The organism is Lentzea sp. NPDC004789 (assembly GCF_053601075.1).
Map to the genome: position 1 here is coordinate 131,681 of NZ_JBSGBE010000021.1, position 15,845 is coordinate 147,525.

At 70.6% G+C, this 15,845-nt stretch carries 20 protein-coding genes; 11 read left to right on the top strand and 9 right to left on the bottom strand.

All coding sequences use genetic code 11. The features are described from left to right. The first annotated feature begins 58 nt into the window (after nt 1–58). Nucleotides 59–196 carry a hypothetical protein gene (locus tag ACWEIJ_RS36835; protein ID WP_449841880.1) on the top strand — a complete coding sequence of 46 codons (138 nt, stop codon included), beginning with the start codon at nt 59–61 and terminating at the stop codon, nt 194–196. Nucleotides 197–218: 22 nt separating this feature from the next. Here the strand turns inward: ACWEIJ_RS36835 and ACWEIJ_RS36840 are convergent, their stop codons facing one another. The 4 genes from ACWEIJ_RS36840 to ACWEIJ_RS36855 are packed head-to-tail and all read right to left on the bottom strand — an operon-like array spanning nt 219 to nt 3,129. Further along, nucleotides 219–1,019: an ABC transporter permease subunit gene (locus tag ACWEIJ_RS36840; RefSeq protein WP_449841881.1), complete on the bottom strand. Its 801-nt coding sequence runs from the start codon at nt 1,017–1,019 to the stop codon at nt 219–221. Next, nucleotides 1,009–1,899 (bottom strand): ABC transporter ATP-binding protein, encoded by an 891-nt coding sequence (locus ACWEIJ_RS36845; protein WP_449841882.1) that lies wholly within the window; start codon nt 1,897–1,899, stop codon nt 1,009–1,011. Before ACWEIJ_RS36845 ends, ACWEIJ_RS36840 begins: the two co-directional genes overlap by 11 nt. Further along, the gene (locus tag ACWEIJ_RS36850) at nt 1,896–2,489 is read right to left on the bottom strand and encodes a hypothetical protein (protein WP_449841883.1); all 594 of its coding nucleotides are present in this window, start codon (nt 2,487–2,489) and stop codon (nt 1,896–1,898) included. The genes ACWEIJ_RS36845 and ACWEIJ_RS36850 overlap by 4 nt, the downstream gene beginning before the upstream one ends. Continuing rightward, nucleotides 2,437–3,129: a universal stress protein gene (locus tag ACWEIJ_RS36855; RefSeq protein ID WP_449841884.1), complete on the bottom strand. Its 693-nt coding sequence runs from the start codon at nt 3,127–3,129 to the stop codon at nt 2,437–2,439. The genes ACWEIJ_RS36850 and ACWEIJ_RS36855 overlap by 53 nt, the downstream gene beginning before the upstream one ends. Before the next feature lie 153 nt (nt 3,130–3,282). Here ACWEIJ_RS36855 and ACWEIJ_RS36860 point away from each other — a divergent pair, with 153 nt between their 5' ends. Then, nucleotides 3,283–4,656, top strand: a complete 1,374-nt coding sequence (locus tag ACWEIJ_RS36860) for an MBL fold metallo-hydrolase RNA specificity domain-containing protein (RefSeq protein ID WP_449841885.1) — start codon at nt 3,283–3,285, stop codon at nt 4,654–4,656. Between the two features lie 5 nt (nt 4,657–4,661). On the opposite strand, the gene ACWEIJ_RS36865 is transcribed toward ACWEIJ_RS36860, so the two are convergent. Then, the gene (locus ACWEIJ_RS36865; RefSeq protein ID WP_449841886.1) at nt 4,662–5,666 is read right to left on the bottom strand and encodes an Acg family FMN-binding oxidoreductase; all 1,005 of its coding nucleotides are present in this window, start codon (nt 5,664–5,666) and stop codon (nt 4,662–4,664) included. A gap of 140 nt (nt 5,667–5,806) precedes the next feature. On the opposite strand from ACWEIJ_RS36865, the gene ACWEIJ_RS36870 reads away from it, so the two are divergent. Continuing rightward, entirely contained in the window at nt 5,807–7,486 is a 1,680-nt protein-coding gene (locus ACWEIJ_RS36870) for a GAF domain-containing sensor histidine kinase (RefSeq protein ID WP_449841887.1), read from the top strand. Here the strand turns inward: ACWEIJ_RS36870 and ACWEIJ_RS36875 are convergent. The 3 genes from ACWEIJ_RS36875 to ACWEIJ_RS36885 form a co-directional block, all read right to left on the bottom strand. Further along, entirely contained in the window at nt 7,483–8,136 is a 654-nt protein-coding gene (locus ACWEIJ_RS36875) for a response regulator (protein WP_449841888.1), read from the bottom strand. The genes ACWEIJ_RS36870 and ACWEIJ_RS36875 overlap by 4 nt on opposite strands. 78 nt (nt 8,137–8,214) lie before the next feature. Next, entirely contained in the window at nt 8,215–8,433 is a 219-nt protein-coding gene (locus ACWEIJ_RS36880) for an SHOCT domain-containing protein (protein WP_449841889.1), read from the bottom strand. 10 nt (nt 8,434–8,443) lie between these two features. Continuing rightward, entirely contained in the window at nt 8,444–8,713 is a 270-nt protein-coding gene (locus tag ACWEIJ_RS36885; protein WP_449841890.1) for a DUF1876 domain-containing protein, read from the bottom strand. Between the two features lie 128 nt (nt 8,714–8,841). Between ACWEIJ_RS36885 and ACWEIJ_RS36890 the strand changes: the two genes are divergently transcribed. From ACWEIJ_RS36890 to ACWEIJ_RS36900, 3 genes are read left to right on the top strand one after another with little or no spacing between them, the layout of a single operon-like run. Beyond that, complete coding sequence (locus ACWEIJ_RS36890) at nt 8,842–9,522, top strand: hypothetical protein (protein WP_449841891.1); 681 nt, start codon at nt 8,842–8,844, stop codon at nt 9,520–9,522. After that, nucleotides 9,501–10,073: a CBS domain-containing protein gene (locus ACWEIJ_RS36895; protein ID WP_449841892.1), complete on the top strand. Its 573-nt coding sequence runs from the start codon at nt 9,501–9,503 to the stop codon at nt 10,071–10,073. The genes ACWEIJ_RS36890 and ACWEIJ_RS36895 overlap by 22 nt, the downstream gene beginning before the upstream one ends. Beyond that, entirely contained in the window at nt 10,070–10,948 is an 879-nt protein-coding gene (locus ACWEIJ_RS36900) for a universal stress protein (protein WP_449841893.1), read from the top strand. The genes ACWEIJ_RS36895 and ACWEIJ_RS36900 overlap by 4 nt, the downstream gene beginning before the upstream one ends. A 54-nt stretch (nt 10,949–11,002) precedes the next feature. Here ACWEIJ_RS36900 and ACWEIJ_RS36905 read toward each other — a convergent pair whose 3' ends face one another. Next, entirely contained in the window at nt 11,003–11,449 is a 447-nt protein-coding gene (locus ACWEIJ_RS36905) for a universal stress protein (protein WP_449841894.1), read from the bottom strand. Between the two features lie 65 nt (nt 11,450–11,514). Between ACWEIJ_RS36905 and ACWEIJ_RS36910 the strand changes: the two genes are divergently transcribed. The 5 genes from ACWEIJ_RS36910 (at nt 11,515) to ACWEIJ_RS36930 (ending at nt 15,838) form a co-directional block, all read left to right on the top strand. After that, nucleotides 11,515–11,787 carry a DUF1918 domain-containing protein gene (locus ACWEIJ_RS36910; protein ID WP_449841895.1) on the top strand — a complete coding sequence of 91 codons (273 nt, stop codon included), beginning with the start codon at nt 11,515–11,517 and terminating at the stop codon, nt 11,785–11,787. A gap of 4 nt (nt 11,788–11,791) precedes the next feature. After that, nucleotides 11,792–12,487, top strand: a complete 696-nt coding sequence (locus tag ACWEIJ_RS36915; protein WP_449841896.1) for an MgtC/SapB family protein — start codon at nt 11,792–11,794, stop codon at nt 12,485–12,487. Beyond that, entirely contained in the window at nt 12,430–13,002 is a 573-nt protein-coding gene (locus tag ACWEIJ_RS36920; protein WP_449841897.1) for a DUF4010 domain-containing protein, read from the top strand. The genes ACWEIJ_RS36915 and ACWEIJ_RS36920 overlap by 58 nt, the downstream gene beginning before the upstream one ends. A gap of 71 nt (nt 13,003–13,073) precedes the next feature. Beyond that, nucleotides 13,074–13,580 (top strand): universal stress protein, encoded by a 507-nt coding sequence (locus tag ACWEIJ_RS36925; RefSeq protein WP_449841898.1) that lies wholly within the window; start codon nt 13,074–13,076, stop codon nt 13,578–13,580. After that, complete coding sequence (locus ACWEIJ_RS36930) at nt 13,577–15,838, top strand: heavy metal translocating P-type ATPase (protein ID WP_449841899.1); 2,262 nt, start codon at nt 13,577–13,579, stop codon at nt 15,836–15,838. Before ACWEIJ_RS36925 ends, ACWEIJ_RS36930 begins: the two co-directional genes overlap by 4 nt. Nucleotides 15,839–15,845: the final 7 nt, after the last annotated feature.

Sequence of the window (15,845 nt, forward strand, 5' to 3'; positions counted from 1 at the left end):
TCACAGTGGCAGAACGGCCCCTTACGCCGTGACGACGAACTGCCACATGGTGACTGCCATGACGAGTACACCGATCTTCGATGCGCTCGCCGAGGAGCTCGACGTCGCCTGGCCGAGCACCGGTGAGATCCCCTGCCAGGCCGTGCGGTCCAGTGGCGACAACGAGGACATGCCGCTGAGTGGGCACCTCGAATGACGCCTCCAGGCGCGAGCGCCTCTCAACTCTTGATGTCCCGCCGTTCGAACACGATCCCCCCAGCCATCACCAGCAGACCAGTGAGCACGACGAGACCGGTCAGACCGAGCCAGTTCGGATCTCCGTTCAGCGCGTCGTTCACCGAGGCGTGGTGGAACGGCGAGAGCACCCGCCACTGCCGCAGTCCTTCTGACAGCGGGGAGAGAGCGTCGAGCAGGTAGGTCAGGAGACCGAGCCCCACCGGCAGCGCGACCGCGAGACCCGGACGGCCCGTGAGCGCACCGACGAGCAACGCCAGCGCGCCGAACGGCAGTGCCACCACGGCGCTCGCGGTGACCGCGAAGACCAGGTCGGGCCACGGCACGCCAAGTCCTGCGACCGAACTGCCCACGACCAGCACGGCCCCGAAGGCGACCGTGACGAGAGCGACCGAGACGAACACCGCGAGCGCCTTGTCGAGCAGCAGGCGGGTGCGGGAAACGGGGTTGGCCAGCAATAGGTCCATGGTGTGCCCCTTCTCCTCGCCCGCGGTCGCCCTGGACGCCTGACCGATGGCGACACCGAGCAGCACCAGCGGTGCGAGGAAACCGAACACCTCGCCCTGCAGGTAGCCCACCCCGCTGGCGAGCGACTGCTGGAGGTTGAACAGCGCCTTGAACGACTCCGGATACGATTCGAGCAGCTGCTCGAACTCGTCGGCGGCGTCCCGGATGGCCGGGTACACGGCGAGCTGCAGCAGCACGCTCGCCACCAGGGCGATGCCCCAGCCGGTCGTGCTGCCCCGGTTGTCCCGCAACGACTTCCTCACCAGCTCAGTCGTCATCGGAGTGCTCCTCGGTGTAGTGGACGAAGATGTCCTCGAGGTCCGGTTCGTGGCTCGTGACGTTGAGCAGCGGGAACCGTGCGGCGGTGCGCACCAGCTCGCCGACCGTGCCGACGACGCGGCAGCGGACCTCGGTACCGCTCACCTGAACCGCCGCCCGCACACCGGGAATCCCGCTGAAGGAAGCCGCCGCGACCTCCTCGCCGAAGGTGAACGTGAGCTCTCGCACGGCGTTGGCCTTCAACGACGTGACGGTGTCCTCGACGACGAGGCTGCCGGCGAGCAGGATGCCGACTCGATCGGCCACGTGCTCGACTTCCGACAGCACGTGCGAGGAGAACAGCACCGTGCCGCCTCCGTCGACGTACTCGCGCAGGTAGGTGTGGAACTCCCGCTGCGCCAACGGGTCCAGGCCGCTCGCGGGTTCGTCGAGGATCACGAGCTCCGGCCGGTGCCCGAACGCCTGCACGATGCCCAGCTTCTGGCGGTTGCCCTTGGAGAGCTCGCCGGTGCGCCGGTCGAGGTCCAGGTCGAGGCGCTTGGCGAGCCGCAACGCCTCGGAGAGGTCGGGATGTTCGCGCAACGCCCCGCAGAAACGCAGGTAGTCGGCGCCGGTCAGGCGGTCGTAGAGCACGAGGTCACCTGGCAGGTAACCGATCCGGCCGCGCAGCTGGGGCGACATGGACGAGCCGAAGAGCCTGATGCTGCCGCGGGTCGGCCTGATCACGTCGACCAGCAGGCGCAGCGTGGTGGTCTTGCCGGCGCCGTTGGGGCCGAGCAGCCCGTAAACCTCGCCGGGACGCACTTCGAGGTTCAGGTCCCGCAGCGCGACGGTTCTGCCGTAGGACTTGCTGAGCTGCCGGGTGCTGATGACGTTCATCGCAGGCCGCCGGTTTCCGCGGAGTGCTTGACGGTCCGCAGGATCGCGCGGCTGATGATGCCCACGAACGGTGTGCTGACCCGCCAGTAGCGGCGGAAGCTCAGCCAGGCGCGCGGGTCGGTGAGCGTCACGCGCATTTCGGCGGTGACGAGCGTGCGGCGCTGGCCGTAGGGGAGTGTGGAGATCGAGCAGACGACCTTCGCGTAGCCGGGCTCGTTGAAGTCCATGAAGTCCCGCGCCTCGACGGGCTTCCACTTGACGACGGGCTTCCAGGCCTTGCCGATCGCGCCGAACACGATCTCGTTGCCCGGGTTCTCGCCGAGCACCACCCAGTCGGTACCCGCGTCAAGGTCCTGGATCGTCAGCCTCGTGCGCTGCCGGGGAGTGCTCTGCTCGCGCCATCGTTCGGGCAGCTCGCGCAGCCGCACGGCGGCGGTGACGAGGAAGCCGTGCAGGTCGGTGAGGTCGAGGTCGTGCACCGCCTTGTACGTGGAGACCGGATCGGCGCCCACGACGACGTGGTCGGTGCGGCCGAACTCAGACCTTGGCGCGAACTGGTCGGCGAGGAGCGGGAAGGGTAAGGGTGCCACGATGTTCCTCCTGAGCGGATCGGTGCACCACGAGCACGGGGCAAGGGGCGTGGTGCAGTGCGGCTCTGGTCACGGCACCGCACGTACGGGTCTCGCCAGGGCCAACAACAAGCAGGTCGGTGTCCGCGCAGCGGCTGATCGCCTCGTGCGGCTGGCTGCGCACGAGCACCGCGCTGTGCGGGAACCCCGCGAGCAGGTCGGTCGAGCGCTCCAGCACCCAGCTGTGGTCCTCGTCGAGGTCCGCGCGCACCACGGACAGCGGTGCGGCGTGCAGGACTCGCAGTGCGGCGCCGTGGCTCTGCGCCAAGACCACGGCACGGGCCAGCACGCCCTCGTCATCGACGCCTCCGCTGACCAGCGCGGTGATGCGACCGTGCAAGCCGTGTCGCGCGTCCTGAGCGCCGCGAACCACCACCGCATCGCACCCCGCGGCGCACACGGCGGCCAGGACGTGCCTGCCGAGGCCGAGCGGCGATGCGGTCCGGCCCTGGTGACCGAGCACCACGAGCTGAGCGTGGAAGTGCTCCTCGAGCCGGCGAACCTCCACCTCGGCGTCGACGAGCTTCGCGTGAGCGGCGGCCCACTGCTCGGCTTCCTCGGTCCACGGAGAGCCGTCTGCGATCACCACGACAGGTTCCATGCCTTCACCCTCGCCTGGCGCCGGAGTCGTTCCCAGAGCGGAGGGTGGCCACCTGCGAGGGACGAAAGTCCTCGTGTCACCGGGCCCCGCGCCGCTGTGGCGCCCGCCCGCTCAGGAACGACGGTGTGATCTCACGTACGAGGAGGCACGACTATGAGCACGCTGACGTTCCTGGGTGGCACCGGCACGGTCACCGGCAGCAAGTTCCTGTTCGACACCGGCACTTCGCAGGTCCTGGTGGACTGCGGGTTGTTCCAGGGGCTGGCGCCGTTGCGGCGGCGGAACTGGCAACGGCCGCCGCTCGACCTCGACCGGCTCGACGCCGTCGTGCTCACCCACGCCCACCTGGACCACTGCGGCTACCTGCCGGTGCTGGTGCGGCACGGATGGCGTGGCCCGGTCTTCACCACCGAGGGCACGGCCGATCTGGCCGCGATCGTGCTGGCGGACAGCGCCCACCTGATGATGGAGGAGGCCCGTCAGGCCAACGAGTCGGGCTGGTCCAAGCACAAGCCGGCATTGCCGCTGTACGACGCGGACGACGCGGAGCGTGCCACGAAGCTGTTCCGGCCCATCGACTTCGGGGCCGCGCGCTCGATCGCCGACGGCGTGGACCTGGAGTTCGGCCGCGCCGGCCACATCCTCGGCTCGGCCTGGGCCCACCTGACGCTCGGCGAGCGCAGCGTGGTCGTGAGCGGCGACCTCGGCAGGTCCGCCCACCGCGTGCTGCTGCCACCGCAGCCGAGACCTGACTGCGACGCGTTGCTGATCGAGTCGACCTACGGCGACCGCCCGCACGACGACGCCGCCACGACGGCGTTGTTCGCGGAGACCGTCCGACGTACGGCCGCCCGTGGTGGCAGCGTGCTGATCCCGGCGTTCGCGGTGGACCGCACCGAAGTCATCCTCATCGAGCTCGCGAAGCTGGTGCGGTCGGGGCAGATCCCGGACCTGCCGGTCTTCGTGGACAGCCCGATGGCACTGGCGTCACTGCGGGTCTACCGGCAGGCGATCGCGAAGAGCTGGCCGGAGATCCGTCCCGAGCTGACGCACCGCGAGGACGCCTTCGACCCCGGTCAGCTGGCCGAACTGCACACCGCCACCCAGTCGATGCAGGCCAACGACCCGAAGAAGCCGTCGATCATCATCTCCGCGTCCGGCATGGCCACCGGTGGCCGCGTGCTGCACCACCTCAAGCACATGCTGCCCAACAACCGGCACACCGTCGTCATCGTCGGCTACGCGGCGGTGGGCACGCGGGCGCGGTCCCTCGTCGACGGCGCCCGCGAGATCAAGATCCACGGCCGGTACGTGCCGGTGAAGGCCGAGGTTCGGGTGCTGGACGCGTTCAGCGCACACGCCGATGCCGACGAGCTGGTCGGCTGGGCGACCGGCGGACCCGCGCCTGGCGTGACGTACGTCGTCCACGGTGAACCTGAGAGCGCGGCAACCCTGGCGGACCGCATCGCGACTGAGCACGGATGGACCGCGGTGGTGCCGAGAGACGGGGAACGGGTCCTGGTGTGACCGCTTCAGCCCTTCGAGTTCGTGGGCTCCATGAGCAGTTCGGCCACCGGTCGCCGCGGTGTGGCGGGGACCGGGGTGCTGAACCCGATGCGCAGCACGGTCTGCGGCACGAGGAGGCCGCCCAGCGACCGGCGCAGCTCCTCGCGCACGGCCCTGACCTCGACCGGCTGCGACATGAACGACGCCGACAGCCCGAGCGTGGTCGCGGTGAGCAGCACGCGTTGCATGGCCTGGCCTGCCTGGATCTCGCCCAGCGGGCCGTCGTAGTGCGAGCACACGACGGCGACCAGTGGATTGGACTCGTAGTCCTTTCCGGACAGGCGGTCGTGCTTCTGCCCGGGGTGGAAGTCGCGGAAGGCCCACTCGTCCTGCGCCTCGGGGCGGACGCCGGCGGACGCGGGTGGCACGCCGTCGGTCGCGTCCGGCCGATGCCCGGTGAAGGCGTCGAGCTCGGCCTGCACTTCTGGATCTTCCTGCTGGATCTCGTGGGCTCGGCGGACGAAGCCCTTCATCCGCGCGACTTCCTCGCGTGATCCGACGATGTGCAGCCACGAGCGTTCGAGTTCGGCCGCCCGTACCAGGGCGTGTCGGTGGCGGGCGTCCACACCGGACTCGAAGAACGGCCGGCGGTTGGTGCGACGGCTCGCCACTGCTTTGAGCAGCGCCCGCATCTCGTCGTCAGGCTTGAGATCGCCGCCTCTGCGAATGGTGGCGAGCACGCCGGGCGCCTCCTGACCTGGGAGTATCGTGACCAACGGGCGGACACCGAATCCTTGCAGCGCGACGCGCAGGTTGAACAGCGCAGCACCGCAGGACAGGCGCAGCTCGCGGTCTTCCGGGTCGGTGGCGGGCAGCTTGCGGGAGAGGTCGGCGTGCAGCTCGATGCGGTCGGGCAGCACGCGGAACCGCCACGGCTGGCTGTTGTGCACGGACGGCGCGAGCGACGCGGACTTCAGCACGGCCTCCACCCGGTCCGGCGCCAGCCCCAGCGCCGCGATCATGTCAACCATCCCGTCACCCCGTTGTGTTGCTTGATGAATCTGGTTTTCCGCAACTTTCACCCGTTCGTTGTGCCGCACCCCACCGCCGAAGGTCCCGACCTGGCCGGGACTGCTTGGCGTCACAACGACCGCATGCCAGGGTTGATCCCATGACGGGTTCAGCAGAGAGCCGGTCGCGCAGCCTGCTGGGCGGTCTGAGGCTCGACGATCTGCTAGACGAGATGCGCGAGCGCCTTGCCGAGATCGGCTCGACCAGAGACAAGATGCAGGGGCTGCTCGACGCCGTCCTGGCGGTCGGCGCCGGTCTGGAGCTCGACTCCACCCTCCAGCGCATCGTCCAGGCTGCCGTGGAGCTCGTGGGGGCGCGTTACGGCGCCCTGGGAGTGCTCGGGCAGCGCGAGAACCTCTCCCAGTTCGTCTACGTCGGGATCGATCCCGAGACCCGGTCGACGATGGGCCACCTGCCGGAGGGCAAAGGGCTGCTCGGCCTGCTGATCAAGGATCCGCGTGCGATACGTCTGCACGACCTCAGCGAGCACGCGGCCTCCGTCGGCTTCCCACCGAACCATCCGCCGATGCACAGCTTCCTCGGCGTGCCGGTGCGGGTGCGCAACGAGATCTTCGGCAACCTGTACATGACCGAGAAGAGGGACGACTCGGACTTCACCGCTGACGACGAGGTCGTGCTGGAAGCGCTCGCGGCGGCCGCGGGCGTGGCGGTGGAGAACGCCAGGCTCTTCGAACGGTCGCGGCTGCGGGAGCGGTGGCTGGAGGCCACCGCGGAGATCAACTCGCAGCTCCTGGGCGGCGCCTCGGCGGAGGACGCGCTGCAGCTAATCGTCCACCGGTCCCTGGAGCTGGCGGCCGCGAACAGCGTGGCCGTGCTGCTCGCCGACGGCTTGGACCAGCGCATGTACGCGGTGGCACAGGCGGGCGCGCCACTGGTCGACGGCATGATCGACTCCTCGGGAACCGTCCTCGCCGAGGTGCTTGAGTCAGGGGCACCGATGCTGGTGGAGGAACTGGAGGGGTTGTTCGGCTCGGAAGGAACGGAGCTGGGCGCGTGCGTCGTCGTGCCGCTGCGTGCGGGTACCGCGGTGACCGGCCTGCTGGTGACCGTGCGGGAGAAGGGCGCGATGCCGTTCGGGGCGGATCTGATGCCGCTGCTCGCCTCGCTGGCGGACCAGGCGGTCGTCGCGCTGGAGTTCGCGGAGAACCAGAAGGCCAGACGGCTCGTGGACGTGCTGGAGGACCGCGATCGCATCGCGAGGGACCTGCACGACCACGTGATCCAGCGGCTGTTCGCCACCGGGATGAGCCTGCAGGGCGCGCTGGCGTGGGTGAACCACCCTGAGGCCAAGCGCAGGGTGCAGAAGGCGGTCGACCAGCTCGACCAGACGGTGCTGGAGATCCGGACCTCGATCTTCGACCTGCAGGCGGCCGACGACGACATCAGCCTGCGCCGCCGACTGCTCGACGTCGTCGCGGAACTCACGGAGGGCGCGGAGCTGACGCCCGCGGTACGAATGAGCGGCACGATCGACAACCTCGTGCCCGACCACATCGGCGAGCACGCCGAGGCTGTGGTGAGGGAACTGGTCAGCAACGCGCTGCGGCACGCCCGCGCCACTGAGCTGACGCTGACCGTCGAGGCGGGCGACACGCTCATCATCACCATGGTCGACAACGGCGTGGGGATGCCGCCGCAGGTGGCCCGCAGCGGCCTGCGCAACCTGGAGCAGCGCGCGGCGGGCTACGGCGGGTCCTGTTCCGTCGCAGCGGAACCCGGCGGCGGTACGCGGGTGACCTGGCAGGTCCCTCTGGACTAGCCCTCTTCCAGTGGCGCGGGTTTGGCCAGCTTGGACGCGAGTACGGCGGCCTGCGTGCGGCGCTCCAGGCCGAGCTTGGCGAGCAGGTGCGAGACGTAGTTCTTCACCGTCTTCTCGGCGAGGAACATCTTGTCCGCTATCTGCTTGTTCGTGAGGCCCTCACCGATCAGGTCGAGCACCGTGCGCTCCTGCTCGGTGAGCATGCGCACGGGGTCGCCGTTCTCGCGTTCGCGGCGGATCCGTTTGAGCAGCGCTGCGGTCGACCGTGCGTCCAACAGCGAGTGTCCGGCTGCGACGGTCTTCACCGCGTTGGTCAGATCGGTGCCGACGATCCGCTTGAGCACGAACCCGGCCGCGCCGGCCATGATCGCGTCGAACAACGCCTCGTCGTCGGTGAACGACGTGAGCATCAGGCACTTGAGGTCGGGCAGCCGGGACATCAGCTCCCGGCACAGCTCGATGCCGTTGCCGTCGGGCAGCCGCACGTCGAGGACGGCGACGTCCGGCGCCACCGCGGGCACCCTGGTGAGCGCCTCGGTGACCGAGGACGCCTCGCCGACGACCTCGAGGTCGTCCGAGGCGCTGAGCAGTTCCCTGATCCCGACGCGGACCACCTCGTGGTCGTCCACCAGGAACACACGCGCGACCACCGCTACCACCTCTCGCTCAACGACTCGATTGAACGATCCTCCGCATGGGCGAGCCGACACAGGGACCAAAGACTCTGCTCAACGAGAATGCAGGGTCTTGCGGACCCGGTCGAACTCGTCGGTGTCGATCTCGCCCCTCGCCAGCCGCTCCTCGAGGATGTGCAGCGCCGAACCGCCGTGGTCGTCGCGACGGCGGACCAGGAGCACGACGACCGTGAGCAGTACGCTCCAGAACACGATCATGCCCAGCGTCATCATCGCGAAGCCGCCCCAGCCCATCGGGGTGCCGTAGTACATCGTCCGCTCCTCACTTGCTCAGCTGTGCAGGGGCGTGCGTGACGCCCTCGATGTCGCCTGCGGCCACGTCGAGCAGCTGGTGCGCGAGATCGGCGAGCGCGCGTGACACGGCGAGCTCGTCGCCGATCTCGGGGACGTCGCGGTCCGATGGATTGAGGCGGGCCAGGCCGAGCCCGATCAGGTGGGTGCTGTCCGCGGTGTGCAGACGGGCCTGCGCTCTGGTTCGCGACTCGTGCTCGTCGATGTGGATCTCGACCGACCACTTCTTGGCGGTGCTCATGGAACCTCCTCGTCCGGGGGATTCCAGCGTGGAACGCCGCTCGCACTCGCTCGCAGAGTCCAACGTCCCGCGCCGGGCGAGACCCTCCGCCCTGTCCGGCGCACCACCGTGCACCGGATCGTCGAAGCATGCGCTGGAGTGCCGCGGAGGCGGCGGAAATCGTGGAAGCGGCCAGGAGCGCGCCCATGTACAGCCCGGGCAAACCCTGGGTGCTGGAGCTGCACAACCGGTCGGTGTACCTCTACGAGGTCCGGCACAGGTCGTCGCACGACCCGCTGGGCATGGACCGGCTGCTGACCTGCGGCGCGGCCCTGGAGCACATCGTGCTCGCCATCCGGGCGGCCGGGTGGCACGCCAAGGTGGTGTTCCCGTCCGACCACGCGAACCCGGACCTGATCGCGGTCGTGAAGGCCGACCGGCGGCAACCGCCGGACCTGCGTGAGGTTGCCCAGCACCAGGCAATACGGCTTTCCGAGGGCACCGGAGACGGTGAGGCCCGCGATCTCGTGTCCGCCAACCACTGGGCCGGAACCGAACTGCACCCGGTCGACGACGACACCCTCGTGGTCGTGACGGTCGGCGATGGACGACCGGACCACGTGCGAGGCGGGGCGGCGTTGCAGGCGGCAGTGCTCGCGGCGCGGCCGGCAGGGCTGAGGGTCCGCCCGGTGATCCACCTGATGCACCGGCAGGAGTGGCGGGCGGGGTTGATCGAACGTCACGAACTGGCGGGTTTCCCGCAGGCGTTGCTGCTCGTGGGTGCCAAGGATCGGAGAGGAGAAGCGCCATGCGTGCTCGCGACATCATGACGAGCCCGGCCATCACGGTGACGCCGGAGGTGCCCGTGCGCGGCGCCGCGGCGCTGCTCGTCTCGCACGGGTTCACCGCGTTGCCGGTCGTGGACGACGACAAGAGGCTCATCGGCATCGTCACCGAGGCGGATCTGCTGCGCAACGGCTACGTCGACGAGGCGGGCGGCAGGACCGTGGGCGAGGTGATGACCTCGCCCGCCGTCGCGATGGACGCCGGCGCGCAAGGGGCCGTGATCGCCCGCGTCTTCGTGGACGACCGCATCCGCTGCGTGCCCATCGTCGACGGCTCGACGGTCGTCGGCGTGGTCACCCGGCGTGACCTCGTGCGGGTCCTCGCCCGCACGGACACGACCGTGTCGGCCGAAGCCCAGCGGATGCTCGACCTCTACAGCGGCGGCAGTCGCAAGTGGACGGTCGTGGTGCGGGACGGTGAAGCAGTGGTCGGCGGGGAGGCCGCCGACGACGAGACCGAACGCGTGCTCGGCGCGCTCGCCGGGTCGGTTCCCGGAGTGCTGCGCGTGCGCGTGCTGACGGAAGGAAAGCGATGAAGGGACCCGACGCCCCGGTCGTGGTCGGTGTCGACGGCTCGTCGTCGGCGTTGGCCGCGGTGAAGTGGGCTGCCGACGACTGCGCCCGCCACCACGCACCGCTGCGGCTCGTGCACGGGTACTCCCTGCCGGTCAGGGGATACCCGGAGATCATCATGACCGGCAACGAGATCCGCGACGCCATCGAGGAGCAGGCCCACGGGTGGCTGACCGAAGCGGTCGCTGCGGCTCGTGGGGTGGCGCCGGACGTCGAGGTGACCACCGAGGTCTTCGAGGACAACGGGACACATCTGCTGATCAAGGAGTCGCGTGACGCCCGGCTGATGGTGCTGGGCTCCCAAGGACTCGGCAACGTGACCGGCCTGCTGGTCGGCTCGACCGCGCTCGCCCTCGCGGCACACGGCAAGTGCCCGACCGTTGTCGTTCGTGGCACCTCGGTGCCCGGTGGCCCGGTGGTGGTGGGTGTGGACGGCTCGCCGACGAGCGAGGCCGCACTGGCGTTCGCCTTCGAAGCGGCCTCGATGCGCGGCTGCGGTTTGACCGCGATCATGTGCTGGCAGGACTTCATGGTGGAGAGCGCGTACAGCGCGTCGCGGTTCACCGTGGACTGGGGCCAGGTCGAGGCGGAAGAACAGCGGCTGCTGGCCCAGCGTCTGGCCGGGTGGCAGGAGAAGTACCCGGACGTCGCCGTTCACCGGGTGGTGCTGCGGGACCGTCCGGTGCGGGCTCTCATGAGGTACGGGGCGGAGGCGCAGCTCGTGGTGGTGGGCAGCCATGGACACGGCGGGTTCGCCGGCATGTTGCTCGGGTCGACGAGCCAGGCGCTCGTCTACAACGCGCCGTGCCCGCTGGCGATCGTCCGGCCCGCCGAGTGAGAAACGCTGAGGCGGCCTCCCCGTGGTGGGGGAGGCCGCCTCAGCCGGTTCCGGTCACTTCACGGCGCGCGGTGGAATGACCACGACCGGGCATTCCGCGCGCTGCAGGCACTTCACGGCGACTCCGCCCAGCACAGCGCCTGCGACCCGGCCGTGACCGCGCGTCCCGATCACGAGCAGGTCGGCGTGCCGGGAGGCTTCGACCAGGTGGTCCGCCGCGTCGCCCACCTCGACGACTTCGGCGACGTCCGGCGCGCCGGGCACCGCCGCACAGGCCAGCTGCACGTTGGCGTGCAGTTCCTGGGCGGGGTGGCGTTGCGGCCGCTCGCCGTACGGGTTCAGGCCCATCAGGGTTGCCGGCACGAACGCGGACTCGTGGAAGTAGGTCAGCACGGCCTCAACCCTGGCGCCTCGCCGCGCCGACTCCTTCAGTGCCCACTGCAGTGCGGCGTTCGACTGCTCAGAGCCGTCCACGCCCACCACGATCACAGGTTTCTTCATCTCCGCTCCCATCGCTCACCACGAGCGTGGCCGTCACCCCACATCGGCCGGCAGGGACCAACGTCATGACGCGGGCGAGCCCATCCGCCCTGCTGACGCCCACGACCGAGGCGAACCCTCGTGAGGAACCCGAGCGGAGGTGGGCCATGAAGGCGGAAGCGGGCGACTGGCTGGTCGTCGAAGGACCGGTGATCGATCACGGCGGGAGACGCGGGCTGATCGTGGAGGTCCGGCACCAGGACGGCACACCGCCGTACCTCGTGCGGTGGCTGGACTCCGACCACGAGACCCTGGTGTTCCCCGGACCTGACGCCCACGTCGTGAAGGCCGCGGGCTGAGCCGGTGGACACGGCGGTCGCGCTCGGGCACCTCGCGACGGCGCTCGCGATCGGCCTGCTGCTGGGTGTGGAGCGCGAGCACGACAACGCGCGCGACTCGGTGCGCCCGGCGGGCTCGCGGACGTTCCCGCTGATCGCACTGGCCGGTGCGGTGAGCGCGGCGGTGTCTCCGGTACTGCTCGGCGTAGCGCTCGTGGCGGTCGCCGCGCTGGTGATCGCCTGGTACCTGCGCACGACCGAACCCGGTGCGACGACGGAGATCGCGGCCATCACCGCCTTCCTCCTCGGCGCACTGGCGTGGCAACGGCCCGAGCTGGCGGTTCCGGTCGGAGTCGTCATCGCGGCGTTGCTCGCCGCCAAACGGCCGTTGCACCGCTTCGCCCGCAAAGTCCTGAGCGATCAGGACATCCGCGACGCGATGATCCTGTTCGTCGTCGCGTTCGTGGTCCTGCCGTTGCTGCCGGATCGACCCCTCGGGCCGTACGGGGTGCTGAACCCCACGAGGGTGTGGTGGCTGGTCATCGCCGTGACGGTGATCGGGTGGGCCGGGTACGTGGCGGCACGGGCCTTCGGGCAGCGCTGGGGTCTCCTGGTCACAGGGTTCGCCGGTGGTTTCGTGTCCGGCTCGGCGACGACGGCGTCATGGCCCGCAAGTACCGAGCCGTTGGCGCGGCGGCGTTTCCCGGTGCTGTCGCGGTGAACCTGGCCACGCTCGCGCAGATCGTCGCGGTGACGGCGGTGGCGAGTCCACCGGTCGCACTGCGGCTGCTGCCCGCGGCCGGGGCCGGCGCGGTGGTGCTGCTGGTGGAGGTGGCCTGGCTCGTGTGGCGCACGAAACCCGCGGACGCGGACGCCGAACCGGTGGCCGGCAGGCCGATGTCGATCAAGGCGGCGTTGACGCTGGCCGGGGTCCTGGTGCTGTTCCTGGTGATCACCCGCACGGCGGCCGAATGGCTGGGTGGCGGGGGAGTGGTGGCCGCAGGAGCGTTCGGAGGGCTCGCGGACGCGCACGCCGCCGCCATCGCGGCCGCTTCTCTTGCACCGCAGTCCATTCCGGTGCACACGGCGGTGCTCGCCTGTGGCGCCGCGCTCGCCACGAACACGGTGGTGAAGCTGGTGCTGGCCACGGTCGCGGGCGGGCCGGGGTTCGCGGTGAGGCTCGCCGGATGGCTGGTTCCGGTCGTGGCCGCGGTGGCGCTCGGCATGGTCTGGTAGGACGAAGGTCCCGCGCCGCACAGGACCCCAGCCACTCACCGCTGATCACGCGGGCCGGGAGGCTCAAGTGCATGAGCGAGAACGAATCCCGGCCCGTGGTGGTCGGCGTGGACGGATCGGCTGCCGCGCGGGCGGCGTTGGAATGGGCCGTGGAGGACGCCCGGCGCCGTGGCTGCCGGGTGGACGCGGTCTCCGCGTGGCACCCGGACTACGGGTTCGTCATCGGTGCGGTGCCCGCCGAGGTGGTCATGCGGATGTCGCCGGAGGCGATGCGCGCCGCGGCCCAGGCTGGGCTGGACAAGGCGGTGGAGGGGTTCGAAGGCGTCGAGATCCGCCGGATCCTCGTCGAAGCCGACCCGCGGACCGCGCTGACCGACGCCTCCAAGGACGCCGAGCTGCTCGTGGTCGGCAACCGCGGCCACGGCACGATCGTCGAGGCGATCCTGGGCTCGGTCAGCTCGTACTGCGTGCACCACGCCTCCTGTCCGGTGGTCGTGATCCGCGAGCCGAAGGCGGAGCGGCCGGAGCCGTCGACCGTCGACGCCGCCGTGCCGCTGACCCCTGGGCCGTTGCTGTGAAAGCACGAGCCGGCCACGTCTTCCTGACCGCGGTGGTGCTCGCCACCATCGCGGGCGGGGTGGTGTGGCTCCAGGATCCGCCGAGCGCGCGGATCTGGTGGGCCGTCGCGACGGCGGCGGCCGTCGTGCCCGCGGTGTGGTGGGTCGTGGAGGACCTGCGCGCCAAGCGTTTCGGCGCGGATGTGCTCGCGGTGCTCGCCCTCGTCGGCACGCTCGCGGTCGGCGAGTACCTGGCCGGCGCCGTCGTGGCCGTCATGGTCGGGACCGGGCACGCGCTGGACGACTACGCGCGGCGCAGGGCTCGGCGCGACCTGAGCGCACTGCTGGAGCGCGCGCCGAGGCAGACGCACGTGCGGCAGGTGTACGGGCTGCGCACGGTCGGGGTGGACGAGGTCGTGCCCGGTGACGAGGTCGTGGTGCGGCCGGGCGAGGTCGTGCCCGTGGACGGCATCCTGCTCGGCGACGCCACGTTCGACGAGTCCGCCCTGACCGGTGAACCGGATCCGGTCAACCGGCTGCGCGGCGAACGCGTGCGCAGCGGCGTTCTGGTCGTCGGGGCCGCGGTCGACGTGCAGGCCGCCGTGACGGCGCAGGAGAGCACGTACGCGGGAGTCGTCCGGCTGGCCGAGGAAGCCGCGGCCATGAGTGCGCCCGTCGTGCGTGTGGCGGACCGGATCGCCACGGTGTTCCTGCCGGTCGCAGTACTGGTGGCCGGGCTGGCGACCGTGGTGACCGGCGAGTTGACGCGGGCGGTGGCGGTGCTGGTGACCGCGACCCCGTGCCCGTTGCTGCTCGCCGTGCCGGTCGCGATCACGGCGGGCATGTCGCGTGCTGCCCGCGTCGGCGTCGTGCTGCGGGACGGGCAGGCGCTGGAGGCGCTGGGCAGCGCGCGGGTGGCGGTCCTCGACAAGACCGGAACCGTCACGGTCGGGCGGCCCGTCGTGGTGGACGTCGTTCCCGCGCCCGGCTGGACGGCCCCCGGTGTGCTCGGCATCGCGGCCTCGGTGGAGCAGCTGTCGACGCACGCGCTGGCATCGGCGGTGGTGGAGGCGGCCAGAACCGCGGGACTGCACGTCGAACCCGCCAAGCAGGTCTACGAACGGCCTGGTCACGGTGTCAGTGGACGCGTCGGGCCGTCTTCGGTCCGCGTCGGCGACCGGGACGAGGAGCCCAGCCAGGACTGGGAACGCGCGGCGGCTGGGAAAGCGCGGCTGGACGCGGCGACGGTCGTGTGGGTCAGGACCGACGAGAAGTTCGTCGGGGCGTTGCTGTTGCGCGATCCGGTGCGGCGTGAGGCCGTCAGGACGGTGCGTCGGTTGCGGGCCGCGGGCCTGCGACGGATGGTGATGCTGACCGGCGATCGGCCGTCCGTGGCGCAGGACGTCGCCGGACTGCTCGGGTTCGACGACGTGGTGGCGCGGTGCACGCCGGAGGACAAGGTCTCGCGAGTCCGGGAAGAACGGTCCGGCGGCGTCACCGTGATGGTCGGGGACGGCATCAACGACGCGCCCGCGCTCGCCGCGGCCGACGTCGGTGTGGCGCTGGGGAACCGCGGCAGCGCGGCAGCCGCCCAGGCGGCGGACGCGATCATCCTGGACGACCGCATCGACCGGCTGGCCGACGGTGTCGAGGTCGCCGCGCACGCCAAGCGGATCGCCACCCAGAGCGCGGCGGCCGGCATGGGCCTCGCGCTCGTGGCGATGGGCTTCGCGGCGTTCGGGTTCCTGCCCGCCGTCGGCGGCGCGTTCGTCCAGGAGGCGATCGACGTCGCGGTGATCCTCTATTCGCTGCGCGCCCTGCTTCCGCTGCGGCACGGGAGGATGCGGCCGGAGACGACCAGGCTGCTGGCCCGGTTCGACACGGAGCACGCGGTGCTCCAGGACGTGCGGGACGCGGTGCGCGTGGCCGCAGACGGACTGCACGGCGGCATGACGGTGGAGGCGGCAGAGGCCGTGCGGCACGCCCACCAGCTGGTGACCGAGCGGCTCCTGCCCCACGAACGCGCCGAAGAACACGAGCTCTACCCGGCGTTGTCGGAGGAGTTCCGCGACCAGCACGCGACAGTCCCCATGAGCCGCGGTCATGCCGAGATCGAACGGCTGGTGCGCCGCCTCGGACGGCACGTCGCCGAGCCGGACGGCATGACCGCGGACCAGGTCGACGACCTGCGCGCCACCCTCTACGGCCTGGACGCCGTGCTGCGCCTGCACTTCGCGCAGGAGGAAGAAAGCTACTTCGTGCTCGCGGACCCGCGCTGAGGAAGGA

Coding starts and splice junctions, on each gene's coding strand:
- ACWEIJ_RS36865 (WP_449841886.1), bottom strand. CDS start 5,666: ATGGTTGACATGATCGCGGCGCTGGGGCTGGCGCCGGACCGGGTGGAG.
- ACWEIJ_RS36845 (WP_449841882.1), bottom strand. CDS start 1,899: ATGAACGTCATCAGCACCCGGCAGCTCAGCAAGTCCTACGGCAGAACC.
- ACWEIJ_RS36910 (WP_449841895.1), top strand. CDS start 11,515: ATGACGCGGGCGAGCCCATCCGCCCTGCTGACGCCCACGACCGAGGCG.
- ACWEIJ_RS36870 (WP_449841887.1), top strand. CDS start 5,807: ATGACGGGTTCAGCAGAGAGCCGGTCGCGCAGCCTGCTGGGCGGTCTG.
- ACWEIJ_RS36835 (WP_449841880.1), top strand. CDS start 59: ATGACGAGTACACCGATCTTCGATGCGCTCGCCGAGGAGCTCGACGTC.
- ACWEIJ_RS36880 (WP_449841889.1), bottom strand. CDS start 8,433: ATGTACTACGGCACCCCGATGGGCTGGGGCGGCTTCGCGATGATGACG.
- ACWEIJ_RS36900 (WP_449841893.1), top strand. CDS start 10,070: ATGAAGGGACCCGACGCCCCGGTCGTGGTCGGTGTCGACGGCTCGTCG.
- ACWEIJ_RS36920 (WP_449841897.1), top strand. CDS start 12,430: ATGGCCCGCAAGTACCGAGCCGTTGGCGCGGCGGCGTTTCCCGGTGCT.
- ACWEIJ_RS36860 (WP_449841885.1), top strand. CDS start 3,283: ATGAGCACGCTGACGTTCCTGGGTGGCACCGGCACGGTCACCGGCAGC.
- ACWEIJ_RS36885 (WP_449841890.1), bottom strand. CDS start 8,713: ATGAGCACCGCCAAGAAGTGGTCGGTCGAGATCCACATCGACGAGCAC.
- ACWEIJ_RS36855 (WP_449841884.1), bottom strand. CDS start 3,129: ATGGAACCTGTCGTGGTGATCGCAGACGGCTCTCCGTGGACCGAGGAA.
- ACWEIJ_RS36890 (WP_449841891.1), top strand. CDS start 8,842: ATGCGCTGGAGTGCCGCGGAGGCGGCGGAAATCGTGGAAGCGGCCAGG.
- ACWEIJ_RS36840 (WP_449841881.1), bottom strand. CDS start 1,019: ATGACGACTGAGCTGGTGAGGAAGTCGTTGCGGGACAACCGGGGCAGC.
- ACWEIJ_RS36905 (WP_449841894.1), bottom strand. CDS start 11,449: ATGAAGAAACCTGTGATCGTGGTGGGCGTGGACGGCTCTGAGCAGTCG.
- ACWEIJ_RS36925 (WP_449841898.1), top strand. CDS start 13,074: ATGAGCGAGAACGAATCCCGGCCCGTGGTGGTCGGCGTGGACGGATCG.
- ACWEIJ_RS36895 (WP_449841892.1), top strand. CDS start 9,501: ATGCGTGCTCGCGACATCATGACGAGCCCGGCCATCACGGTGACGCCG.